The organism is Nocardia sp. CA-135953, assembly GCF_050955735.1.
In the GTDB taxonomy this organism is placed as follows: Bacteria; Actinomycetota; Actinomycetes; order Mycobacteriales; family Mycobacteriaceae; genus Nocardia.
This window is the reverse complement of the sequence record NZ_CP192082.1, coordinates 3,827,693-3,844,436: the sequence shown is the minus strand read 5'-3', so window position 1 is coordinate 3,844,436 and position 16,744 is coordinate 3,827,693. Positions and strand designations below refer to the sequence as shown.

Here is a 16,744-nt window from a genome sequence, read left to right as displayed (position 1 = left end):
CATAAACGTGGGGGATCGAGTTAGCCCGTCCCCGGTGAGTTACCCATGTGCGCACCAGATCAGTTGTCGACTCGGGAATCCTGGGTGATACCGCTATTCCAGCCAGCCGTGCTGATCGGCGAAGGCGGTGAGGCGGTCGCGGATGGTGAGGATCTCACCGGCGGTGAGGGCCGGACTGGCGTCCAGTAGTAGCTCGGTGATCAGGCGTTTGTGTTCGGTGACGGTGAGCTGGCCGGAGCCGGATCTGTCCTTTTTGTGCCGAGGAGCGGGTGGTAGTGGTTGACCGCCGACCACCGCGAGGTTCACCGCCTTCGGACCACGATCACCCTCGGTCACATCGAATTCGAACACCCGCCCCTGGCGCAGTTCATCCTCGTCCAGTCCGATGTCGTTCACATGAACGAACACATCTGGGCCACCATCGTCGGGCCGAATGAACCCGAATCCCCGCGAACTGTCGAACGACACCAATTTCCCGATGGACACCAACACCCGCTCCTCGCGCCGTCGCTACTCGGCCACTTTAGCCCGCATTATCCCCGTCGTTGGATGAAAGCGCCTTTTGTAACGAGTTGAATACAGTGAGGCCCTGACCAACCATTCCGTTGACCAATTCGCCGACACCGTCAGGTCCGTTGAGCACCGTCAGGTTGGCGTTCGCCAGGCCGTTGGAGGCCTGCTTGACGATTTCCGGCAGCTGCTCGATCAGCAACTGGTCCAAGGCGATCCGGTTGTTCGAGGCCGCCGCCTCGGCCTGGATCCGGGTCCGATCGGCCTCGGCCTCGGCGAGGATGCGCACCCGTTCGGCTTCGGCCTGAGCGGGTTTCACGACTTCGGCCTGCAACTGCTGTTCACGCAACTCGGCCTCCTTGCGCGCCTGCTCGGCCTGTGCGCTGAGCACCTCCTGCATCGCCTTGGCCTCGGCCAGCGGACCGGCCTGTGCCGCTTCGGCATTGGCCTTATCGATATCCTGCTGATACTGCGCCTGGAGAATGGCGGTCTCACGCTGATATTCGGCTCGGCGGCGCAGCGATTCCTGTTCGGCCTCGGCGGCACGCTGCGCGGCCTGTGATTGCGCGATCTGCGCATCGCGCTGCACTGCCGCGTTGTGCGGTGCGGCCAATGCGGTGATGTACCCCAGATTGCCGTCATCGATGGATTGGATTTGGAACGAATCCACCCACAGACCGATATTGCTCATCTCCACCTTGGAGGCCACCAGCACCTCGTCGGCCAGCCGCTGGCGTTCGCGGATGATCTCCTCGACCGTCATCGAGCCGACGATCGAGCGCAGGTGCCCGGAGAAGATGCGGCCGGTCAGCACCGACATCTCCCGCTCCTGTTCGGACAGGAAGCGTTGGGCGGCATTGACGATCGACTGGGTATCGTTGGCGACCTTGAACGCGATCACCGCGCGCACCTCGAGTTGGATGGCCTGCTTGGTGACGCAGCGTTCCTTGATCTCGGCCTCGAACATGGCCAGCGACAGATAGCTCACCTTGCGGAAGAACGGCATCACCCATTTGCCGCGCCCGATGACTACGCCGAAGGGCGCGTTGTCCTTGCTCGTACCGCCGCTGACCAGCATCGCCTCGTCAGGATCTGGAACGTGATAACCCAGCACTGTGCCTCCATGGCAGTTCATAACTTCGGTCGCGGTGTCAGATGTCGTCGACCGGGACGGGTTCCAGCGGAATCCACGGCACCACATCGACGATGCGGCCCGGTTGTACCGTGATGATCAGGACGGTTTCACCGGCCGAGATCGGCTCGGCCGCCCGCGCGATGTATATCTCCGTGCCCCCGCGAATCGCAACTAATACTTCGCCGAGCATTCCGGGTCCCCGGATCGGCGAGGTGAGCGTACCCGTCAAACCTTGCACGGGGTCGGTCATCTCGGTGAACTCCTCGCACTCGGTGCCCGAGTTGTCAGCGTACGCGCGATTCGGAATGGCTCCGGTTACGAGAAGGACTCGGCGATGATGCGCCCGACCGATTTCTTGGTGAGATAGTGCGTGGCATCGTGCGGACTGGAGCCATTGTCGAGTTCGGGATGGGTCGTCGGCACCACATCGTGTCCCGGCGCGGGCGGGAAATAGGGCGCCAGATCCAGATGCGTCGCGACGATATCGTCGCGATCGGCCAAATTCTCCCAGCGGGTGAGCGCGGCGGGCACCGTGGGCGGCTGCGGGTGCAGCAGCGGATAGATGATGGATTGCAACGCCAGCGGCGAACCAAGGGTGACCAGCGTCGCGGGCTGATCGGTCCGATGCAGTGCCTCATAGGCGACCACCGAGCCGAGCGAATGTCCGATGACGAGCCGGGTCTCCGGACCGATCAAGTCGAGCACCTGTTGCTGCGCGTAGTCACGCACCGCGCCCTCGGCCAGATATCTGCTGACCTGGGCCAGTGACCGGTTGACGAATTTCCCCGCCATCCCGAAACCGAAGGGCGCGAACCACTTCAGCTTGGCCAGCGCATTGGCCGCAGGTCTGGTCTTGCGGCCGAAGCCCTGTGCACCCTCGGTGCCGAGCGCGGAATTGTCCAGGTAGCGTTGCGCTTCCAGCCGATCGCGCTGGTCGGCCGCCTGCTCGGCCGCCGTCGCCAACCACGCCTCGGCGATCTGCTCGGTGAGTTCGGCATTCTCGGTACCGACCGGCGCGCCGCCGCCCTGCGCGCCGGGATCTAGAAAGGCATTGCCGTAGAACGCCATTCGAACCTCTAGCACCCCCGGGCGCTGGCCGCGCCACAGCTGATCGGCGAGTTCACCGTAGCCGGCCGTGCGGACCCCCGCGGCCAGCGCCGGAAGCCATTGCGCTTCCAGCAGATCCGCGCCGTATTGCTCCTGTGCGATCCCGTGCACCAAGACGATCGCTGCCATCAGCCGCCCCCGTTGTCACTTGCCCCGATGTGTGTTCGGCTACCTTCCTACCACGCACGGCGGCCCATGTCGGGGTGTCGACGTCGTCGGGGAGTCGAAGGTGGCATGGTCGTGTTGACTGCCGCTATGGGGCCGGATCATCGCGTCACGCTGCTGGTTCGTAACCATCTCGCGAACTGCCGTGGCCGAAGTGGCGAATTCGACGCCGCCGTCACCGAATTGGAGGAGCTGGGCCGCGATCAGACGCGGGTACTGGGCGTGGATGATCCCGATACCGTCACCACCCGCTACGACATCGCGGATCGGCGCGGTCATATGGGCCAGCTCGTGCGGACGGTAGCGGACTGGACGGCTCGTCATCGATTACGCCCGCATCCTCGCCGAACGATCGGCACCTTGCGTCGGCAAATAGACACTCCGCGGTGCCTGCCTCGCAACCCGATGTGAGCCGCGCAACGTCCGATCGCGCTGCGCCGCAGCCGAATGCGGACCGAATCAGGACTGGTACAGCGAGCGGTAGGCGGCGAGCGTGGCCACGCAGTGGTCGATCACCTGCTCGCGGGTGGCGCGCAGCGATCCGTTCAACCACGCCGAGAACATGCCCGCATTACCGCTGGCCATGGTGAGCGCGGCCAGTCTGCGGCGCACCGGATCATCGATGTGAGAGAACAGATGGTCCTGCAGGACCTTGGTGAAGACCGGCATGACCGCGATGGTGGTCTGGCCGAGGCCGGTACTCGAGTATGGTTCGACCAGGAACAGTCGGGACTTGCGCGGATCGGCCAGCACCTTGTCGACGAGGATCTCCGACAGCACGCGGTCGCGGGCGGGATCGGCGGCGGCGAACGCCGTCATCGGTTCCAGGAATTCATCGGCGACCTGCCGGTAGAGCACATCCAGCAGTTCGTCGCGGCTGGCGAAGCTCTCATAGAAGTACCGGTCGGTGAGGTTGGCACGTCGGCATACCGCGCGCATAGTGACACCGCCCGCGCCCGATTCTCCGATCAGGTCGAGCGCAGCCTCGAGCAGCGCGGAGCGGCGTGCCTCCCGACGTTCGGTCAGCGTGGTACCGCCCCAGATCCGAGGACCGGCATCGTCAGCTGATTCCTGGCCTTTTTGCACCCGCCCACACTAATGCCTGGCCGTAATGACCGGCTCAGCGCTGGGCCACACCGATCGGGGATCAGCCGCCGCGTTCGAGTGCGAATCCGGCATCGCGCCAGGCGACGATCCCGCCGCCGAGGCTGCTGGCGTCGAAGCCGTCCTGGCGGGCGATGGCGGCGAAGCGCAGCGATAGTTCGCCGACCGGACAGACGAAGATCAGCGGGCGCGATCGGGAGAACGGGATGCCGTGGGTGAACATATCGTCTAGTTGGTCGTCGCGGATATTGATCGCGCCGGGCACATGGCCGATGCGATAGGCCATCGCGCCGCGGGTGTCCACGATGGTGGGCCGGGCGGTGTGGTCCAGTTCGGCCAGTTCCTGCGGGGACACGGCTGGTGTCGCGGCCAGTTCGGCGGGGGTGGGTGCGCGGCGGCGATCGGCGCGGTCGAAGAGTTCCGGTCTGCGTTTCTTGATATAGGACAGGTACGGCTCGAGCCGATCACAGACGATGAAGACCGCAACGATAGGTTCGTTCGATGAAAGTGCCTGCTCACCAAGGACTTCCAGCGCGGCGGCATAGCTCGCGCCGCTGGTCGGACCGGCCAGGATGCCATACCCGGTGGCCAGCGCGAGCGTGGCGTCCACCGCCCGGGTGGAATCGACAGTAACGATGCGGTCGTAGAAATCGGGCTGGAACAGCCCGACATCCCACATCTCGGTCTCCGAGCGGATACCGGGTATGAAGTCCGACCGATCGGAAACTACTGCGATACAACGCAATTCGGGATTGTGCTTGCGCAGGTAGGTTGCGGTCCCACGGGTGGAGCCGGTGGTGCCGAGCCCGCCGATCAGATAGTCCACGCGGGTGATGTCGTCGGCGGCCAGATCCTCATGGATCTCGCGGCCAGTGCCGTGGTGATGCGCCTCGATATTCTTCTCGTTGGTGTACTGCGAGGCGTGATAGTAGGCGCCAGGCTCCTTGGCCATGGTCGCCTCGATCACCGAATACACATCGTTCGGTGTGGTCGGGTCCGGACATTCGGACAGCCCGGGCAACTCCACGATCTCGGTGCCGAACAGCTGCAGCAGCTCTCGCACCTCGGCGACCTTGATCCGATTGGTCACCGCGCGCAGGCCGATGCCGTGTATCGCGCCGAGAATGCGCAGCGCCTTGGCGGTATTGCCGCTCGACGCCTCGATGAGTGTCTGCCCGCTCGCTCGGATCTCGTCGAGATCGTCGCGGATCATGCTCCAGGCCACTCGGTCCTTGACCGAGCCGAAGGGATTGTGCGACTCCAGCTTCGCGTACAGCTCGACATCGGCCAGTCCGTGCACGGCCGGATCCAGCCGCAGCAGCGGCGTATTGCCGATCAGCTCGGTGATGTGGTCGTAGCGCATTACGGCGCTCCAGAGGGGCGGCGCGGCAGCGGACGACGCGGGCCGCGTGGCGGAGTGCGGCGCGGTGGCGGCAGACCGACGGGTATGAGCGGTTCGTAATCGGTATCGCGATAGACCTGGAAACTGTCCGCGCGGTGCACGACAGCGAGTTTCGCGGGCAGTGCGTGCATCGACGCCGAGGCCGCGGACAGGTCCATGTGATAAGCACCGGTATTCGGGAACACCACCAGATCGCCCTGGCGCGGGCACTCGGGCAGCCAGACCTTGTGATTGGTGATCAGATCGCGCTCCAGGCACAGGCGTCCGGCGAAATACACACCGACCGGCCCGGATTCGACCACCGGACGCAAGGTCGGCATGGTGTCGGCGGCACTGCGCAGCGGCGTCACCCCGTCACCTGGGATGGCGTTGTGGACAGGAGCGCTGCTCGGCATATGCGCGACACTCGGTAGGATCACCGGATCGACCATGGCCTCCTGATCCGCCGGGGTCACCTGATCCCGGCTCAGATCCAGATTCACCAGCACCGTGCCATCCGCGAGTTCCTTGACGAACTCCACTCGCGACACCGTCACCCCCGCATGATCGACCAGCGCCTTACCCGGCTCCAACCAGATATCGAGCATATTGTCACCGGCCACTTGGGCAACCGTGCGGCCACCGTGCCGCTCCAGCGCAGCGCCGAGCAGATCGTTCAACATCGCAGTCGCGGGAACGGTGTTCGCATACTTGTGGAAGACCGGAATCCCGTGCACCACACCGTCGTCCACGTGATAGCCGAAGGTATTGTTCGACCAGCTCATCGATTCGCCGCGGCCGAGCAGCGATTCGCGCAGCGCCCGAACATACCCGTCGAAGCGGTCCGCATCGGCGGTGAACACCTGTCGGAAGCCGCCGCCGATATTCAACACCGACGGGCCGAGTCCGTGGTCGTAGGCGCGCTCGACCAACTCCAGGCAGGCGTCGATGGCTCGGATGCGTTCGCCGGTGTCACCGGAGTCGATATGAAAGGCGAAGCCGAGGAACGCGATGCGCCGGCGATTCGCCGACAGCAGATCCAGGGCCTGGTCCACATGGGCCAGCGGCACACCGAACCGGCTCACCGCCGTCTCGTCGAAACCGGAAACTCGCAGCAGCACCGGTACTCTCGCACGGTCGCCGGCCAATTCGGTGATCCGCCGCAGCTCCCACAGATTGTCGACATTGATCGTGACGCCGCAGTCGATCAGATCACGCAGGAACACTTCACCCTTCGGTCCGGTCACCTCGATCCGCATCGGGCCGAATCCGGCCCCGATGGCACTGGCCAACTCCTGCGGAGAAGCGACATCGATGGCGATACCGGCATGTTCGGCGGTGCGCACCAAGGCACGCGATTGATTCACCTTGTGCGCGTAGCAGATTCGGTAGCGCCCACCCCTGCTGTCGAGTACGGCGCGCAACCGTTTCAGATTCTCCGCGTAGACCTGCGGAAACACCAGGTGGGTCGGTGAACCGAAGCGACTCAGCGTCTCCTCGACGGCATCGCGGGTATCGAGAAAGGCGCGCACCAGCGGATGGATCTTCGCGGGTAGCGCCGGTAGCGGTGCCGTCATACGACGGTTTCCGTGGGCTGGGACCGTGGGGATGTCAATGCGGTTCGCGCCGGTTTCTCGGCCACCGGGTTGTAGCCGCCGTCGCGGATCGACTCGAAGGCGCGGGCCCGATTACGCGGACTGCGGAATTCGGCGACCACCCGTTTACTCGGCAGATCGATCTCGATCACCTTGATGCCCATCGACTCCAGCACCCCGGTGATCGTGCGGACACAGTGCTGACAGCTCATATCCGGCACATAGAAGATCCGATCCTCGGCGCTTGCAGGAGCGTCAGCGGTCAGTTCGTCCAGCTCCGGACGCACCTCCGTGATCCGGATCCGCTCGGCGAGTTGTTCGAAGATCTCGACGAACTTGTCCACCACCAGCGGTAACAGGTTGAAGTGCCCGCCGCCGAGGTGATGGGGCATGGCGGCCAGGCACGAGGGACGGGTATTGGCGGGCAGTAACGCGTACTGGCGGGAGATGAGATCGAGATCGTCGTGGTATTTCGCGATGGCCGCGTCGACGCTCAGTCTCTCGACCCGGGTCGCTCGCCGCATCACCGTGTGCGCGTCCTCGATGGTGGCGTCCTTCATCGCGCGCAGTGTCGCCACCGTGTCGGCGGTGTAGCGCACCGTGCCGTCCGGTTGGGCGGCCAGCGTCACCGGGATCATGCCGCGCCGGTAGGTGGAGGCCTGCAGTTCCCAGAACCAGCGGGTGGCAACCGCCGAGAAGATGCCGGAATTATGTATGCCCCTGGCGAATTCGGCCGCGCTGCGATAGTGCGTCTGCCGCGCCAGCAGTGCGTGCTGGGCCAGTGCGCGCCCGGTGGCCTCGATGCCGACGCGGAAGATTTCGATCGGATCGTGATCGGTGGTGGTGCCCTCCAGCACCGCGTGTTCGCGCGGGCCGAGACCGTCGACCCGTTGTGTCAGTGCGGAATTCGCGGCGAGGGCATGCCACAGCACCAGCACCGTTTCGCGCATGGCGATGGGCACCACCGGCCCGAGGCCGTCGGCGCGGAAGTGTCCGGTATTGGGGACGCCGTCGCTATCGGTCCAGGCGATGCGGTGCGTCGCGCTGGTGACCTGTGCGGGTTGGCATGGCCGCATGAACTGCTGCAGGTACAGCCGCTGCGAATAGGTGAGGTGACTGTCGGGCTCGGGACGCAGTGCGGCGCAGGTGTATTCGATATGTCGACGCGACGGGACCGCGATCGTACCGGCGAACAATCCGGGTTGGGCCAGGCCCGCCAGCACCCGGGACGCCGCCCGCCGGTCATAGCGCGGGATGTCGTCCATTCTCATGTGACCTCCTCGGCAATCGTCTTGACGCAGGTCGCGAACCGGTCGATCTCCTCGACGGTGTTGTAGATGTGCGTGCTGACTCGTACCGAGTCCGTGGCGTCGTCGCCAGCCCGGGGTGAGCAGTGCAAGCCGGTGCGGACCAGAAAACCCAACTCGCTCAATACGAATCCGAGATCGGTCGCGGAAATGCCCGCGAGGGTGAAGGACACGATGCCGTAGCCGATCGCGCACGGCGCATGCGCCGGACCGGGCAGGAATTCCAGCCCGGGCACCGGACGCAGATTGTCGATGAGCCGCAGTGTCAACTCGCGATTGTGCGCGGCGATCACACCGACATCCAGCGATTCCAGCACCTCCAGCGCGCTGCCGAGAGCGAGGATACCCGGGATGTTCTGGGTGCCGCCCTCGAGCAGTTGCGGCATGCCGGTCGAGGTCAATCCGGCGTCGGTGAGGTCGACCCCGGTATTGCCACCGGGCAGGAAGGGCAGCAGCCGATCGTGAACTCTGCGGTGGCAGTAGAGGATTCCGGTGCCAGGTGCGCCGAACATCTTGTGCGCGGCGAAGATCGCGAAGTCGGCGCCGAGTTCGGTCACATCCAGCGGCATATGCCCACCGCTCTGACTGCAGTCGAAGCAGAGTAGAATCCGGGGATCGAGTTTGCCGCGCAACTCCTCGAGCGTGGTGAGTCCGCCGAAGACGTGGTGCAGATGGCTGGTGGTGATCAGCCGGGTGCGCGGCCCGACCTTGGCCAGGATGTCCGCGGTATCGGCTTCGCCGAGTTCGGTCGCCCGGTAGGGGACCAGTTCGATGCGCCGACCGAAGCGCGCGAGCACCTGGCGCAGATGGTGCCACGGATGCACATTCGAGGCGTGATCGCGTGGGTTGTAGAGGATTTCGTCGCCGTCATCGAGTTCGGCCAGCCCCCAGGACGATGCGACGGCATTGAGCGCCGCGGTCGCGCCGCCGGTGAAAACTACCTCCGCGGGCGATTCGGCGCCGATGAAGGTCGCCATGCGATCGCGGACCCGGGCCAGGCGGGTGGTGAGGTTGGTAGCCCAGGGGTAGGTTCCGCGACCGGCGTTGGCGGTACGCGAGGTGTGATAGCGGTGGATGGTCTCGATGACCGGCAGCGGCTTCTGCGTCGTTGCCGCACTGTCCAGATAGATCTCCGTGGATTCGCCCAGCGCCGGAAAGAGTTCGCGCACGGTCGCGAGGGGCGACGGCGCCGCAATCCGCGATGCGGACCGGGTGGTGGCCGGTCGGGCTGGGTGCGTCCCGGACGCAGATGACCGCAAGGTGGCGCTCCCTCCGAGGACCGCGCTGGACGCCACCAACGATACGCACTTTCGGTGACGACTTCGAAGGATTCTCGTAGCCAACGTCTTTCGGCAAGTCGCAGCTATCAAAGGCCCTGTCGCCGATATTCGCGACAGTTCAGTACTGCCCCTGTACGTACTCGACCAGATGCTGACGTTCGGTGGCCAGTTCGGAGATCGCGCTCTTGACCACATCGCCGATACTGACGATGCCGATCAGACGGCCGTCGCGGACCACAGGCAGGTGTCGGACGCGGTGCTCGGTCATGGTTGCGCGCAGTCCGTCGACCAGGTCGTCGGGTGCGCAGGTGCGCACATCGACGGTCATGATCTCCGAGACGGGCGTATCCAGCAGCGCGGCGCCACGCGCGTGCAGATTGCGCACCACATCGCGCTCGGAGACAATGCCGACGATCCGGCTGCCGTCCGGCGATACCACCACCGCCCCGATATTGTGCTCGGCGAGCTTGCCGAGCAGGGTCCGTACCGTGGTCTCGGGCGCGACGGTCGCCACGTCGCTGCCCTTCCTGTGCAAGATCTCCGCTATTCGCATAATCCACCATCCAGAGGTCGCAGCACTACCAGGATGACGCCTTTGTGATCCCGTGACCAGCACAAATCCGCATCAGGGTGCAATCTACAACCGTCGGGCGACGCTGCGGTCCAGATCGCGCGCGAGCAGAGCGATGGCGGCCTGTGAGATGCCTGCCGAGGTGGCCAGATCGATCGAGGTCAGCTGGGCGATGCGGCGTAGCCGGTAATCGACGGTATTCGGGTGCACATAGAGCTGGCGCGCGGTCAGCTGGCGATTCATATCGTTGCCCAGGTAGGCGCGCATGGTGTCGAACAGTTCGGGATGGGTGTCGAGTGGATCGAGAATGGTCGCGATGCGTCGAGTGGCCGGGCCGCCCCGGGTGAGCTGGTACTCCACGGCCAGGTCGGCCATCTGATACAGGCCGGGAGCGCGTCCGCCGACCCGCACCAGATTGAGTAGTTCGTGGGCCTGATCGGCGGCGTCGGGTATCTGGTCGGTCTCGCTGGTGACCAGCGTGGCGGTGAGCGCGACCTCGGCGGATTCGGCGAGTAGTCGCAGTGTTTCGGCGGTCAGGCCCGGTGCATCGTCCTCGATCGGGACCAGTAGCGTGCCGCCCTTGGTGCTCAGCAGCGCGAGCACCGGGGATTCGAAGGCGGTGGCCAGCTCCGATTGCAGGCGGCGCAGTTTCCTGCGGGCGGCGACTTGGCTGTCGACGCGTGGATCGCGCTCGTCCGGATGTTCGGGAATCGATAGCGCGACCACCTGGTACGAGTCGACGATCGGGATGCCGGCCTGGCGGGCGAGCGCGGAACTGCCGCGACCGCTCAGCAGCGCCGAAGCCAGCGTCTGCGTCGCGGTCTGGTGTTCGCGCGCGACGAGATGCTGTTCCTCGACGTAGGCGTCCGAAACCGCCGCGGTGATCACCTCAAGGAGTTCGAGCATGAGGTCGGTGGCGACCAGCAGTTCATCGATGTCGTCGGCCTTGGCGCGCGCGGTCACCAGCCCGAATCCGATGCGCAGCCCCTCGTGGTAGGCGCGCAGGATGGTGCCGAGCGGCACCGCCTCGCGGGCCCATTGCGCCGCGGCTTCCCTGACCTCGCCGAGCTGTTCGTCGCCGGGAACCGTGCGCTTGTCGAACATTTCGGCGGCCAATGCCAGGCAGCTGCGGGTCAGCTTGGTGACATCGCCGCGTAGCTGCTCGCCGGGCAGCGTGCGACACGGCGCCATACAGGTCGCGAAGTAACCGACCATGCGCGAGGCGACACGGTCGGTATTGAGTAGGGGAATCGACGCGGGCTGGCCGCCGATCTCTAGGACAGGGTCCGTCGGGTCGACGGACAGATCCAGCGCGGAGAAGGTCATACGCGTCGCTCCAGTGCCACATCGGACGTGATAGATCTGCGCCCGAATCGTTACATCACTATACGAAATGGTTATGAACCAGGGAAGACTACGCGAAATCTATTGCGGCGCGGCAACGTTGTGCCTTGTCCACATGCGGGGGCAATGTCCCGTGGTGGGAAGCCCCAGCGCCCGGCGCGAGTTGTCGAAATCCGTGACCAGCCGTCTTGACGTTGGCGCGGAACCGACGTCGGTGTGTGATCGGCCTGCGCCGGCGTAGCGCGGGTCCGGATGCGACAGTGCACGAAGTCACCTCCAGAACGGCGTGATCAGGACATGTCCGTGCGCCTGACGACGATGTCCGCGCCGCGCAAGATATCCATTGCGCTGCAAGCCCTCGACCCGGCCGTACATCCGAACTTGGTGTGCGCCTTGAACTCCAGGTTCGTCGCCGACGCAGGCGAAGCTAGGCCGCGCCTTGCTGATTTTGCCGTTCGGAATCGATTACGACTGCACCGCTACGGATTTCGCGCTCGATCGCGATGGCGGCGTAGTGCTGGCCGCTGGCGCGCAGTTCGGCGATGCGTCGATGCAACGCGTCGGTGCCGTAGGCCGCGGCGATATCAGCGATCCCGAGTCGACCGGCAACGCGTGGTGGATTCATGCGAATGCCCCCTGTGGCTCTGGCGCCGAGAGATCCCGATGGCGACAGTGGCACGGGCTCTCGGGTGCGAAACTGCCTTGTCACGCACGAGTTTAAAGCGGTGTGCCGTGCAGATGCAAGTACATCCGTACGAACATCGCTGCGTGCGAAGCGATTTGGGCCGTGTCAGTGGAACCGTTGGGGTCGAACGTTATTCGTCGTCCAGTCCGGCGGAGAGGTAGGCCGCGGCGGCAAGCCACTGGCGGCACTGTGGGCCGTGTACCTCGTGCAGGTGCAGGATCTCGCGGGCCTGCCGATAGGTGAGGCCATGCGGCTCGACACCGCAATCGAGGGGCGCATACTCCGGCGCCGAGGATTGCCGCAGGGTGTCGATCCCGGATCCGCCGGCGATCGTGACCCCGCGCGGTGTTCGGAATGGCGTACTCATCTCGACCGCCCTCGCGTCTGCCGGATGGGGAGGTGAATGTGGTGACGCCGGTGCGAACTCCGTGCGTACCTCCCCGATTCTGGTTCCGAGTTTAGGCTGTCGGCACTTACAGATGCAAGTACATTTGCACGAACGACCAACAGAAATATGAACGGCGGTCGTCGACCGGGTGGCCGATGACCGCCGTTGTGCCGCTTGCGCTTAGGGCTTGCGCGCGACCGCGCCGTAGGCGGAGATCGGCCGGACCTCGCCGACCTCGGCGGCATCGGTGCGCCACTGGGTGATCGATACGAATCCGGGATCGACCAGTTCCAAACCGTCGAAGACGGCACGGATTTCGGCCTGGGGTCGGGGAACATAGGGCACGCCGCCGGTGCCGGTGTAGTTCTCACACAGCGTTACGTACTCCTTGCTGTCGTCGGTGCCATCCCACATGACCAGGAAGCTGCCCGACGGTACCGCCGCGAGCACCGTGCGCACGATGCGAAGCAGTTCGTCGTAGGACTTGGCGTGGCCGAGCACGCCCATGAACATCACGGCGACCGGCTCATTGAAATTGAGCACGTTGCGGGCGTCGGCGATGATCTGCTCCGGATCGTGATAATCGCAATCGACGTAAGTGGTTACGCCCTCGGGAGTCGTGCTCGTGAGCAGCGCTCGCGCCATGGTGAGGACCAGTGGGTCGTTGTCGACATACACGACCTTCGAGTCGGGCGCGACGCTCTGGGCGACCTCATGGGTGTTCTGCATCGTCGGCAGGCCGGTGCCGATATCGAGAAACTGGCGGATGCTCTCCTCGCCCGCCAGGCAACGCACCGCGCGAATGAGGAACTGACGCGACTGCACGGCCATGGTGGTGATGTCCGGATCCACCTCGACGCCGGCATCACCGGCGATCCGGTCGATTTCGTAATAGTCCTTACCGCCCATCCAGTAGTTCCAGATGCGCGCGGAATGCGGGATGTCGGTCCGGATGAGCGGGGTTTGATCGTCGGACATGGGGCTGGACTCCTCGGCGAGCTGATAAACGGTGAACCGGACTGCTCAGGCGGCGGGTGTCGCGATTGGCTGGCACGGCCGATGTGCACTGTGACAGTACAAGATTCGCATCGACTCGACCTGCGGGATGGAGTAGTCGATCACCCATTTCGAGTGCGTCGCGTGCAGCACTCGCGTAATGCGTTGAACAGGGGACACGAAGGGACCGGCAGGTCTGAATTCTTTTGTGCCGCATAGGAGACTTCGTGCTATCTTGCAGATGTAGGTGCAAATGCAAGAACGTTTGAGCGCACATCTGCAAAGCCGCTCGAGCGTACATCTCACACTGGAAGCAGCCGAGGAGCGGGGAAGATGTTCGACACCGGTACACCCAAGATCAAAGGCACGTGGCGCAAGAGTTCGTTCAGCGGTCCGTCGGGCGGTAACTGCGTCGAGGTCGCCGAGGCGTCGGATGGTTCGATCGCCGTTCGCAATTCACGCGACCCGGAAGGTGGCATCCTGTTCTACACTCGACCGGAGATCGATGCGTTCGTGCGCGGCGCGAAGGCCGGGGAGTTCGACGACCTGACTAGCTGAGCGGTAACATAGGCGATCGGTGCGGTGTGTTTCCAAACGTGGTATTTGTGACACACTGTGGTCAAACCCGAGTATCGGAGATGACTTCATGATCGCAGAACCCGATGACGACGGTCGTGTGCAATCGGTTGTAGTGGAACGTGGTCCGACCGTGTTGCGGATCGCGCTGGGCGGGCAGTTGCGTGACCTGCGGGTGAAGAATGGCATCACCCGTGAGGCCGCAGGTGACGCCATCCGCGGTTCACACGCCAAGATCAGTCGTCTCGAGTTGGGGCGCACCGGATTCAAGGAACGCGATATCCGCGACCTGCTGACCCTCTATGGCGTCAACGACGCCGAGGAGCGGGAGCGATTCCTGGATCTGGCCAGGCAGGCGAACGAACCAGGCTGGTGGCATCGCTACAGCGATCTGCTGCCGTCCTGGTTCGGCACCTACCTCGGCTTGGAGCAGGCCGCGACCAAGATCCGTACCTACGAGGCGCACCTGGTGCCCGGTTTGCTACAGACGCCCGAATATGCCAGGGCCGTAATGTCACTCGGGTACGAGGACGCCGATATGGACCGCCGCGTGCAGGTCCGCATCCGTCGGCAGGAGGTGCTGCGCCGAGCCGAGCCGCCGATCATCTGGGCGATCATCGACGAGGCCGCGCTGCATCGGCCGGTCGGTGGTTCGCGGGTGCACCGCGAGCAGATGGAACACCTCATCGAGCTGGCGGAACTTCCGAATGTCACGGTGCAGGTCCTGCCGTACTCGGCGGGCGAACACGCCGCTGCGGGCAGCTCGTTCAGCATCTTGCGTTTCGCCGAGACCGAGCTGCCCGACATCGTCTATCTCGAACATCTGACCAGTGCGCTGTACCTGGATCGGAAACAGGATCTGGCGCTGTACCTCTCGGTCATGGACCGCCTGAGTGTGCAGGCCGAGGCACCCGGCGAGTCGCTGAAGATCCTCGCCGAGTACGCCAAGAACGCCTGAACCTCGCTATCGACCCGGCTCGTTCGGGTCGATAGCGCGTGTTTCGGCTGCGAACGCGTCCACCGCGGCGAGATCGAAATCGCCGTGGTCGCTGCCGAGTCCGCGGGCGACCAGTGCCGCGACCGCATTGCCGAAGATCGCAGCGGCACGCAGATTCCGGCCCAGTGCGATCGCACGGATGAATCCAGCGGAGAAGGCATCACCGCACCCGGTGGTGTCGACGACGTCCACGGCGAACGCGGGAATGTCCTGATAGTTGTCTGGGCCGACTAGTAGGGTGCCGTCGGCGCCCCGCGTGATCGCCAGGATGCAAGCGCCCGCGTCCTTCAGCACCTCGCAGCCTGCCACCAGGTCGGTGGTACCGGTGAAGCCGAGCACTTGTTCGTCATTCGGGAGGAAGTAGTCGGTATGCGGGAGGACTTCGGCGATGGCGTCGAGGCTACCGAGTGCGCCGGGCGCGATCAGATCGACCGAGGTGCTGACGCCATTGTCCTTGGCGTGCCGCAGGATTCGCGCCGCAGATGCCGCACCGATCAGTTCCGGACCACCGAGGTGCAGATGGTCGGCGGCGGCGATCGCGGCCCAATCGACATCGTCGAGGGTGTAGAACGGGTTGGCGCCCAATAGATGCAGGCTGGGGCGTTCCCCGTTGGGGCGGATCGGCAGCACCGACGACGAGGTGGGCTGATCTTCCTTGCGCACCACCAGTTTCGTATCGATGCCGGCCTTGGCGAGCAGACCGAGCAGGATATCGCCGGAGGTGTCCGCGCCGATCGCACCCGCGGTCCGCACGCTCGCGCCGAGTTTGGCCAGTGTCAGCGCGGTACCCGCGGCCGTACCCGCCGCGGTGATGCGGATGTCCTCGACCAGTGCGGTCTGCTGCCCGTCCGGTATCGCCGCGACGGGTCGGACGAGGATATCCAAAACATGTGCACCCAAAGCGATTACGTTCATTCGGTGTCCTTCTCCAGCGGTTTGCGGGTGCCGTATCCGGTGCGTAGTGCGACCTCGACGACCGCCGCCTGCTGCTGTTCGGTGAGTTCGCGCGGCCTGCCGATCGTCATCGCGTCCAGGTACAGCGCGCAGGCCCATTCCAGCAGCAGTGCGGATTCGACGGCCTGGTCCAGCGATGCGCCGATGGTGACCGCCCCGTGATTGGCCAGCAGTGCGGACTGCTTGCCCTGCAACGCCGTTCGCACCGCATCGGCGAGTTCGACGGTGCCGAAGGGATAGAACGGGGCGACCCTGGTCGCACCGCCGAGTAGCAGCTGCTGGTAATGGATGACCGGCAGTTCGTCGAGCACACAGGCGATGGCCGTCGCCTTGGGCGCATGGGTGTGCACGACCGCCTGGGTGGCGTAGGTGCGATAGATATCGAGATGCAAACCCAATTCGGACGTGGGCGCGTAGCGTCCAGCGACCACCTGACCCGCCAGGTCGACCATGGTGACGTCGTCGGCGATGACCTGCGCCAGCACCGCACCGGTGGCCGTGACGGCGACAAGATCGCCACAGCGCAGGCTCACATTGCCCGCGGTGCCGATCAGCAGTCCGTGTGCGGCCAGGCGCTGACAGGCCGCCGCTACCTCGGCGCGTTCGGCTGGTGCGGTGGTGGTCATCCGGATACTCTACCCAAACCTGA

Annotated in this window: 19 protein-coding genes; 3 read left to right on the top strand and 16 right to left on the bottom strand. The window is 64.7% G+C overall.

Going from position 1 to position 16,744, the window contains the following annotated elements; all coding sequences use genetic code 11:
* Nucleotides 1-93: 93 nt before the first annotated feature.
* The 4 genes from ACQPXH_RS17820 to ACQPXH_RS17805 all read right to left on the bottom strand — a co-directional run bounded on the left by ACQPXH_RS17820 (nucleotide 94) and on the right by ACQPXH_RS17805 (nucleotide 2,881).
* Nucleotides 94-468 carry a cold-shock protein gene (locus ACQPXH_RS17820; protein WP_433603491.1) on the bottom strand — a complete coding sequence of 125 codons (375 nt, stop codon included), beginning with the start codon at nucleotides 466-468 and terminating at the stop codon, nucleotides 94-96.
* A 55-nt stretch (nucleotides 469-523) separates the two neighbouring features.
* Entirely contained in the window at nucleotides 524-1,624 is a 1,101-nt protein-coding gene (locus ACQPXH_RS17815) for an SPFH domain-containing protein (protein WP_433597651.1), read from the bottom strand.
* A 37-nt stretch (nucleotides 1,625-1,661) separates the two neighbouring features.
* Nucleotides 1,662-1,895 (bottom strand): hypothetical protein, encoded by a 234-nt coding sequence (locus tag ACQPXH_RS17810; protein ID WP_433597650.1) that lies wholly within the window; start codon nucleotides 1,893-1,895, stop codon nucleotides 1,662-1,664.
* Nucleotides 1,896-1,960: 65 nt separating this feature from the next.
* Nucleotides 1,961-2,881: a hypothetical protein gene (locus ACQPXH_RS17805; RefSeq protein ID WP_433597649.1), complete on the bottom strand. Its 921-nt coding sequence runs from the start codon at nucleotides 2,879-2,881 to the stop codon at nucleotides 1,961-1,963.
* A gap of 111 nt (nucleotides 2,882-2,992) precedes the next feature.
* Here ACQPXH_RS17805 and ACQPXH_RS17800 point away from each other — a divergent pair, with 111 nt between their 5' ends.
* The gene (locus tag ACQPXH_RS17800; protein WP_433597648.1) at nucleotides 2,993-3,328 is read left to right on the top strand and encodes a hypothetical protein; all 336 of its coding nucleotides are present in this window, start codon (nucleotides 2,993-2,995) and stop codon (nucleotides 3,326-3,328) included.
* 48 nt (nucleotides 3,329-3,376) lie between these two features.
* Here ACQPXH_RS17800 and ACQPXH_RS17795 read toward each other — a convergent pair whose 3' ends face one another.
* The 10 genes from ACQPXH_RS17795 to ACQPXH_RS17750 form a co-directional block, all read right to left on the bottom strand.
* Entirely contained in the window at nucleotides 3,377-4,003 is a 627-nt protein-coding gene (locus ACQPXH_RS17795) for a TetR/AcrR family transcriptional regulator (protein WP_433597647.1), read from the bottom strand.
* Nucleotides 4,004-4,064: 61 nt separating this feature from the next.
* Nucleotides 4,065-5,384, bottom strand: coding sequence for a pyridoxal-phosphate dependent enzyme (locus tag ACQPXH_RS17790; RefSeq protein ID WP_433597646.1), 1,320 nt, complete (start codon nucleotides 5,382-5,384; stop codon nucleotides 4,065-4,067).
* Complete coding sequence (locus tag ACQPXH_RS17785; protein WP_433597645.1) at nucleotides 5,384-6,979, bottom strand: decarboxylase; 1,596 nt, start codon at nucleotides 6,977-6,979, stop codon at nucleotides 5,384-5,386. The genes ACQPXH_RS17790 and ACQPXH_RS17785 overlap by 1 nt, the downstream gene beginning before the upstream one ends.
* The gene (locus ACQPXH_RS17780; protein WP_433597644.1) at nucleotides 6,976-8,268 is read right to left on the bottom strand and encodes a heavy-metal-associated domain-containing protein; all 1,293 of its coding nucleotides are present in this window, start codon (nucleotides 8,266-8,268) and stop codon (nucleotides 6,976-6,978) included. The genes ACQPXH_RS17785 and ACQPXH_RS17780 overlap by 4 nt, the downstream gene beginning before the upstream one ends.
* Nucleotides 8,265-9,473 (bottom strand): aminotransferase class V-fold PLP-dependent enzyme, encoded by a 1,209-nt coding sequence (locus ACQPXH_RS17775; protein ID WP_433597643.1) that lies wholly within the window; start codon nucleotides 9,471-9,473, stop codon nucleotides 8,265-8,267. The genes ACQPXH_RS17780 and ACQPXH_RS17775 overlap by 4 nt, the downstream gene beginning before the upstream one ends.
* A gap of 229 nt (nucleotides 9,474-9,702) precedes the next feature.
* Nucleotides 9,703-10,137 carry a CBS domain-containing protein gene (locus ACQPXH_RS17770; protein WP_433597642.1) on the bottom strand — a complete coding sequence of 145 codons (435 nt, stop codon included), beginning with the start codon at nucleotides 10,135-10,137 and terminating at the stop codon, nucleotides 9,703-9,705.
* 84 nt (nucleotides 10,138-10,221) lie between these two features.
* Entirely contained in the window at nucleotides 10,222-11,481 is a 1,260-nt protein-coding gene (locus ACQPXH_RS17765; RefSeq protein ID WP_433597641.1) for a PucR family transcriptional regulator, read from the bottom strand.
* A gap of 445 nt (nucleotides 11,482-11,926) precedes the next feature.
* Nucleotides 11,927-12,124 (bottom strand): hypothetical protein, encoded by a 198-nt coding sequence (locus ACQPXH_RS17760; RefSeq protein WP_433597640.1) that lies wholly within the window; start codon nucleotides 12,122-12,124, stop codon nucleotides 11,927-11,929.
* A gap of 190 nt (nucleotides 12,125-12,314) precedes the next feature.
* Nucleotides 12,315-12,551 carry a hypothetical protein gene (locus tag ACQPXH_RS17755; protein ID WP_433597639.1) on the bottom strand — a complete coding sequence of 79 codons (237 nt, stop codon included), beginning with the start codon at nucleotides 12,549-12,551 and terminating at the stop codon, nucleotides 12,315-12,317.
* 201 nt (nucleotides 12,552-12,752) lie between these two features.
* On the bottom strand, nucleotides 12,753-13,550 hold the full coding sequence (locus ACQPXH_RS17750; protein ID WP_433597638.1) for an SAM-dependent methyltransferase: 798 nt from the start codon (nucleotides 13,548-13,550) through the stop codon (nucleotides 12,753-12,755).
* A gap of 351 nt (nucleotides 13,551-13,901) precedes the next feature.
* On the opposite strand from ACQPXH_RS17750, the gene ACQPXH_RS17745 reads away from it, so the two are divergent.
* Nucleotides 13,902-14,126: a DUF397 domain-containing protein gene (locus tag ACQPXH_RS17745; RefSeq protein ID WP_387284239.1), complete on the top strand. Its 225-nt coding sequence runs from the start codon at nucleotides 13,902-13,904 to the stop codon at nucleotides 14,124-14,126.
* 88 nt (nucleotides 14,127-14,214) lie between these two features.
* Nucleotides 14,215-15,102 carry a helix-turn-helix domain-containing protein gene (locus ACQPXH_RS17740; protein ID WP_063040232.1) on the top strand — a complete coding sequence of 296 codons (888 nt, stop codon included), beginning with the start codon at nucleotides 14,215-14,217 and terminating at the stop codon, nucleotides 15,100-15,102.
* Between the two features lie 6 nt (nucleotides 15,103-15,108).
* Here the strand turns inward: ACQPXH_RS17740 and ACQPXH_RS17735 are convergent, their stop codons facing one another.
* Together ACQPXH_RS17735 and ACQPXH_RS17730 are read right to left on the bottom strand one after the other, a co-directional pair.
* The gene (locus ACQPXH_RS17735; protein ID WP_433597637.1) at nucleotides 15,109-16,056 is read right to left on the bottom strand and encodes a carbohydrate kinase family protein; all 948 of its coding nucleotides are present in this window, start codon (nucleotides 16,054-16,056) and stop codon (nucleotides 15,109-15,111) included.
* Nucleotides 16,053-16,721 carry a class II aldolase/adducin family protein gene (locus ACQPXH_RS17730; RefSeq protein ID WP_433597636.1) on the bottom strand — a complete coding sequence of 223 codons (669 nt, stop codon included), beginning with the start codon at nucleotides 16,719-16,721 and terminating at the stop codon, nucleotides 16,053-16,055. The genes ACQPXH_RS17735 and ACQPXH_RS17730 overlap by 4 nt, the downstream gene beginning before the upstream one ends.
* Nucleotides 16,722-16,744 lie beyond the last annotated feature (23 nt).

Bases quoted from the DNA above. Each gene is read 5' to 3' on its own strand.
- ACQPXH_RS17810 (WP_433597650.1), bottom strand. From the start codon at position 1,895: ATGACCGACCCCGTGCAAGGTTTGACGGGTACGCTCACCTCGCCGATC.
- ACQPXH_RS17805 (WP_433597649.1), bottom strand. From the start codon at position 2,881: ATGGCAGCGATCGTCTTGGTGCACGGGATCGCACAGGAGCAATACGGC.
- ACQPXH_RS17790 (WP_433597646.1), bottom strand. From the start codon at position 5,384: ATGCGCTACGACCACATCACCGAGCTGATCGGCAATACGCCGCTGCTG.
- ACQPXH_RS17785 (WP_433597645.1), bottom strand. From the start codon at position 6,979: ATGACGGCACCGCTACCGGCGCTACCCGCGAAGATCCATCCGCTGGTG.
- ACQPXH_RS17780 (WP_433597644.1), bottom strand. From the start codon at position 8,268: ATGAGAATGGACGACATCCCGCGCTATGACCGGCGGGCGGCGTCCCGG.
- ACQPXH_RS17770 (WP_433597642.1), bottom strand. From the start codon at position 10,137: ATGCGAATAGCGGAGATCTTGCACAGGAAGGGCAGCGACGTGGCGACC.
- ACQPXH_RS17765 (WP_433597641.1), bottom strand. From the start codon at position 11,481: ATGACCTTCTCCGCGCTGGATCTGTCCGTCGACCCGACGGACCCTGTC.
- ACQPXH_RS17760 (WP_433597640.1), bottom strand. From the start codon at position 12,124: ATGAATCCACCACGCGTTGCCGGTCGACTCGGGATCGCTGATATCGCC.
- ACQPXH_RS17755 (WP_433597639.1), bottom strand. From the start codon at position 12,551: ATGAGTACGCCATTCCGAACACCGCGCGGGGTCACGATCGCCGGCGGA.
- ACQPXH_RS17750 (WP_433597638.1), bottom strand. From the start codon at position 13,550: ATGTCCGACGATCAAACCCCGCTCATCCGGACCGACATCCCGCATTCC.
- ACQPXH_RS17745 (WP_387284239.1), top strand. From the start codon at position 13,902: ATGTTCGACACCGGTACACCCAAGATCAAAGGCACGTGGCGCAAGAGT.
- ACQPXH_RS17740 (WP_063040232.1), top strand. From the start codon at position 14,215: ATGATCGCAGAACCCGATGACGACGGTCGTGTGCAATCGGTTGTAGTG.
- ACQPXH_RS17735 (WP_433597637.1), bottom strand. From the start codon at position 16,056: ATGAACGTAATCGCTTTGGGTGCACATGTTTTGGATATCCTCGTCCGA.
- ACQPXH_RS17730 (WP_433597636.1), bottom strand. From the start codon at position 16,721: ATGACCACCACCGCACCAGCCGAACGCGCCGAGGTAGCGGCGGCCTGT.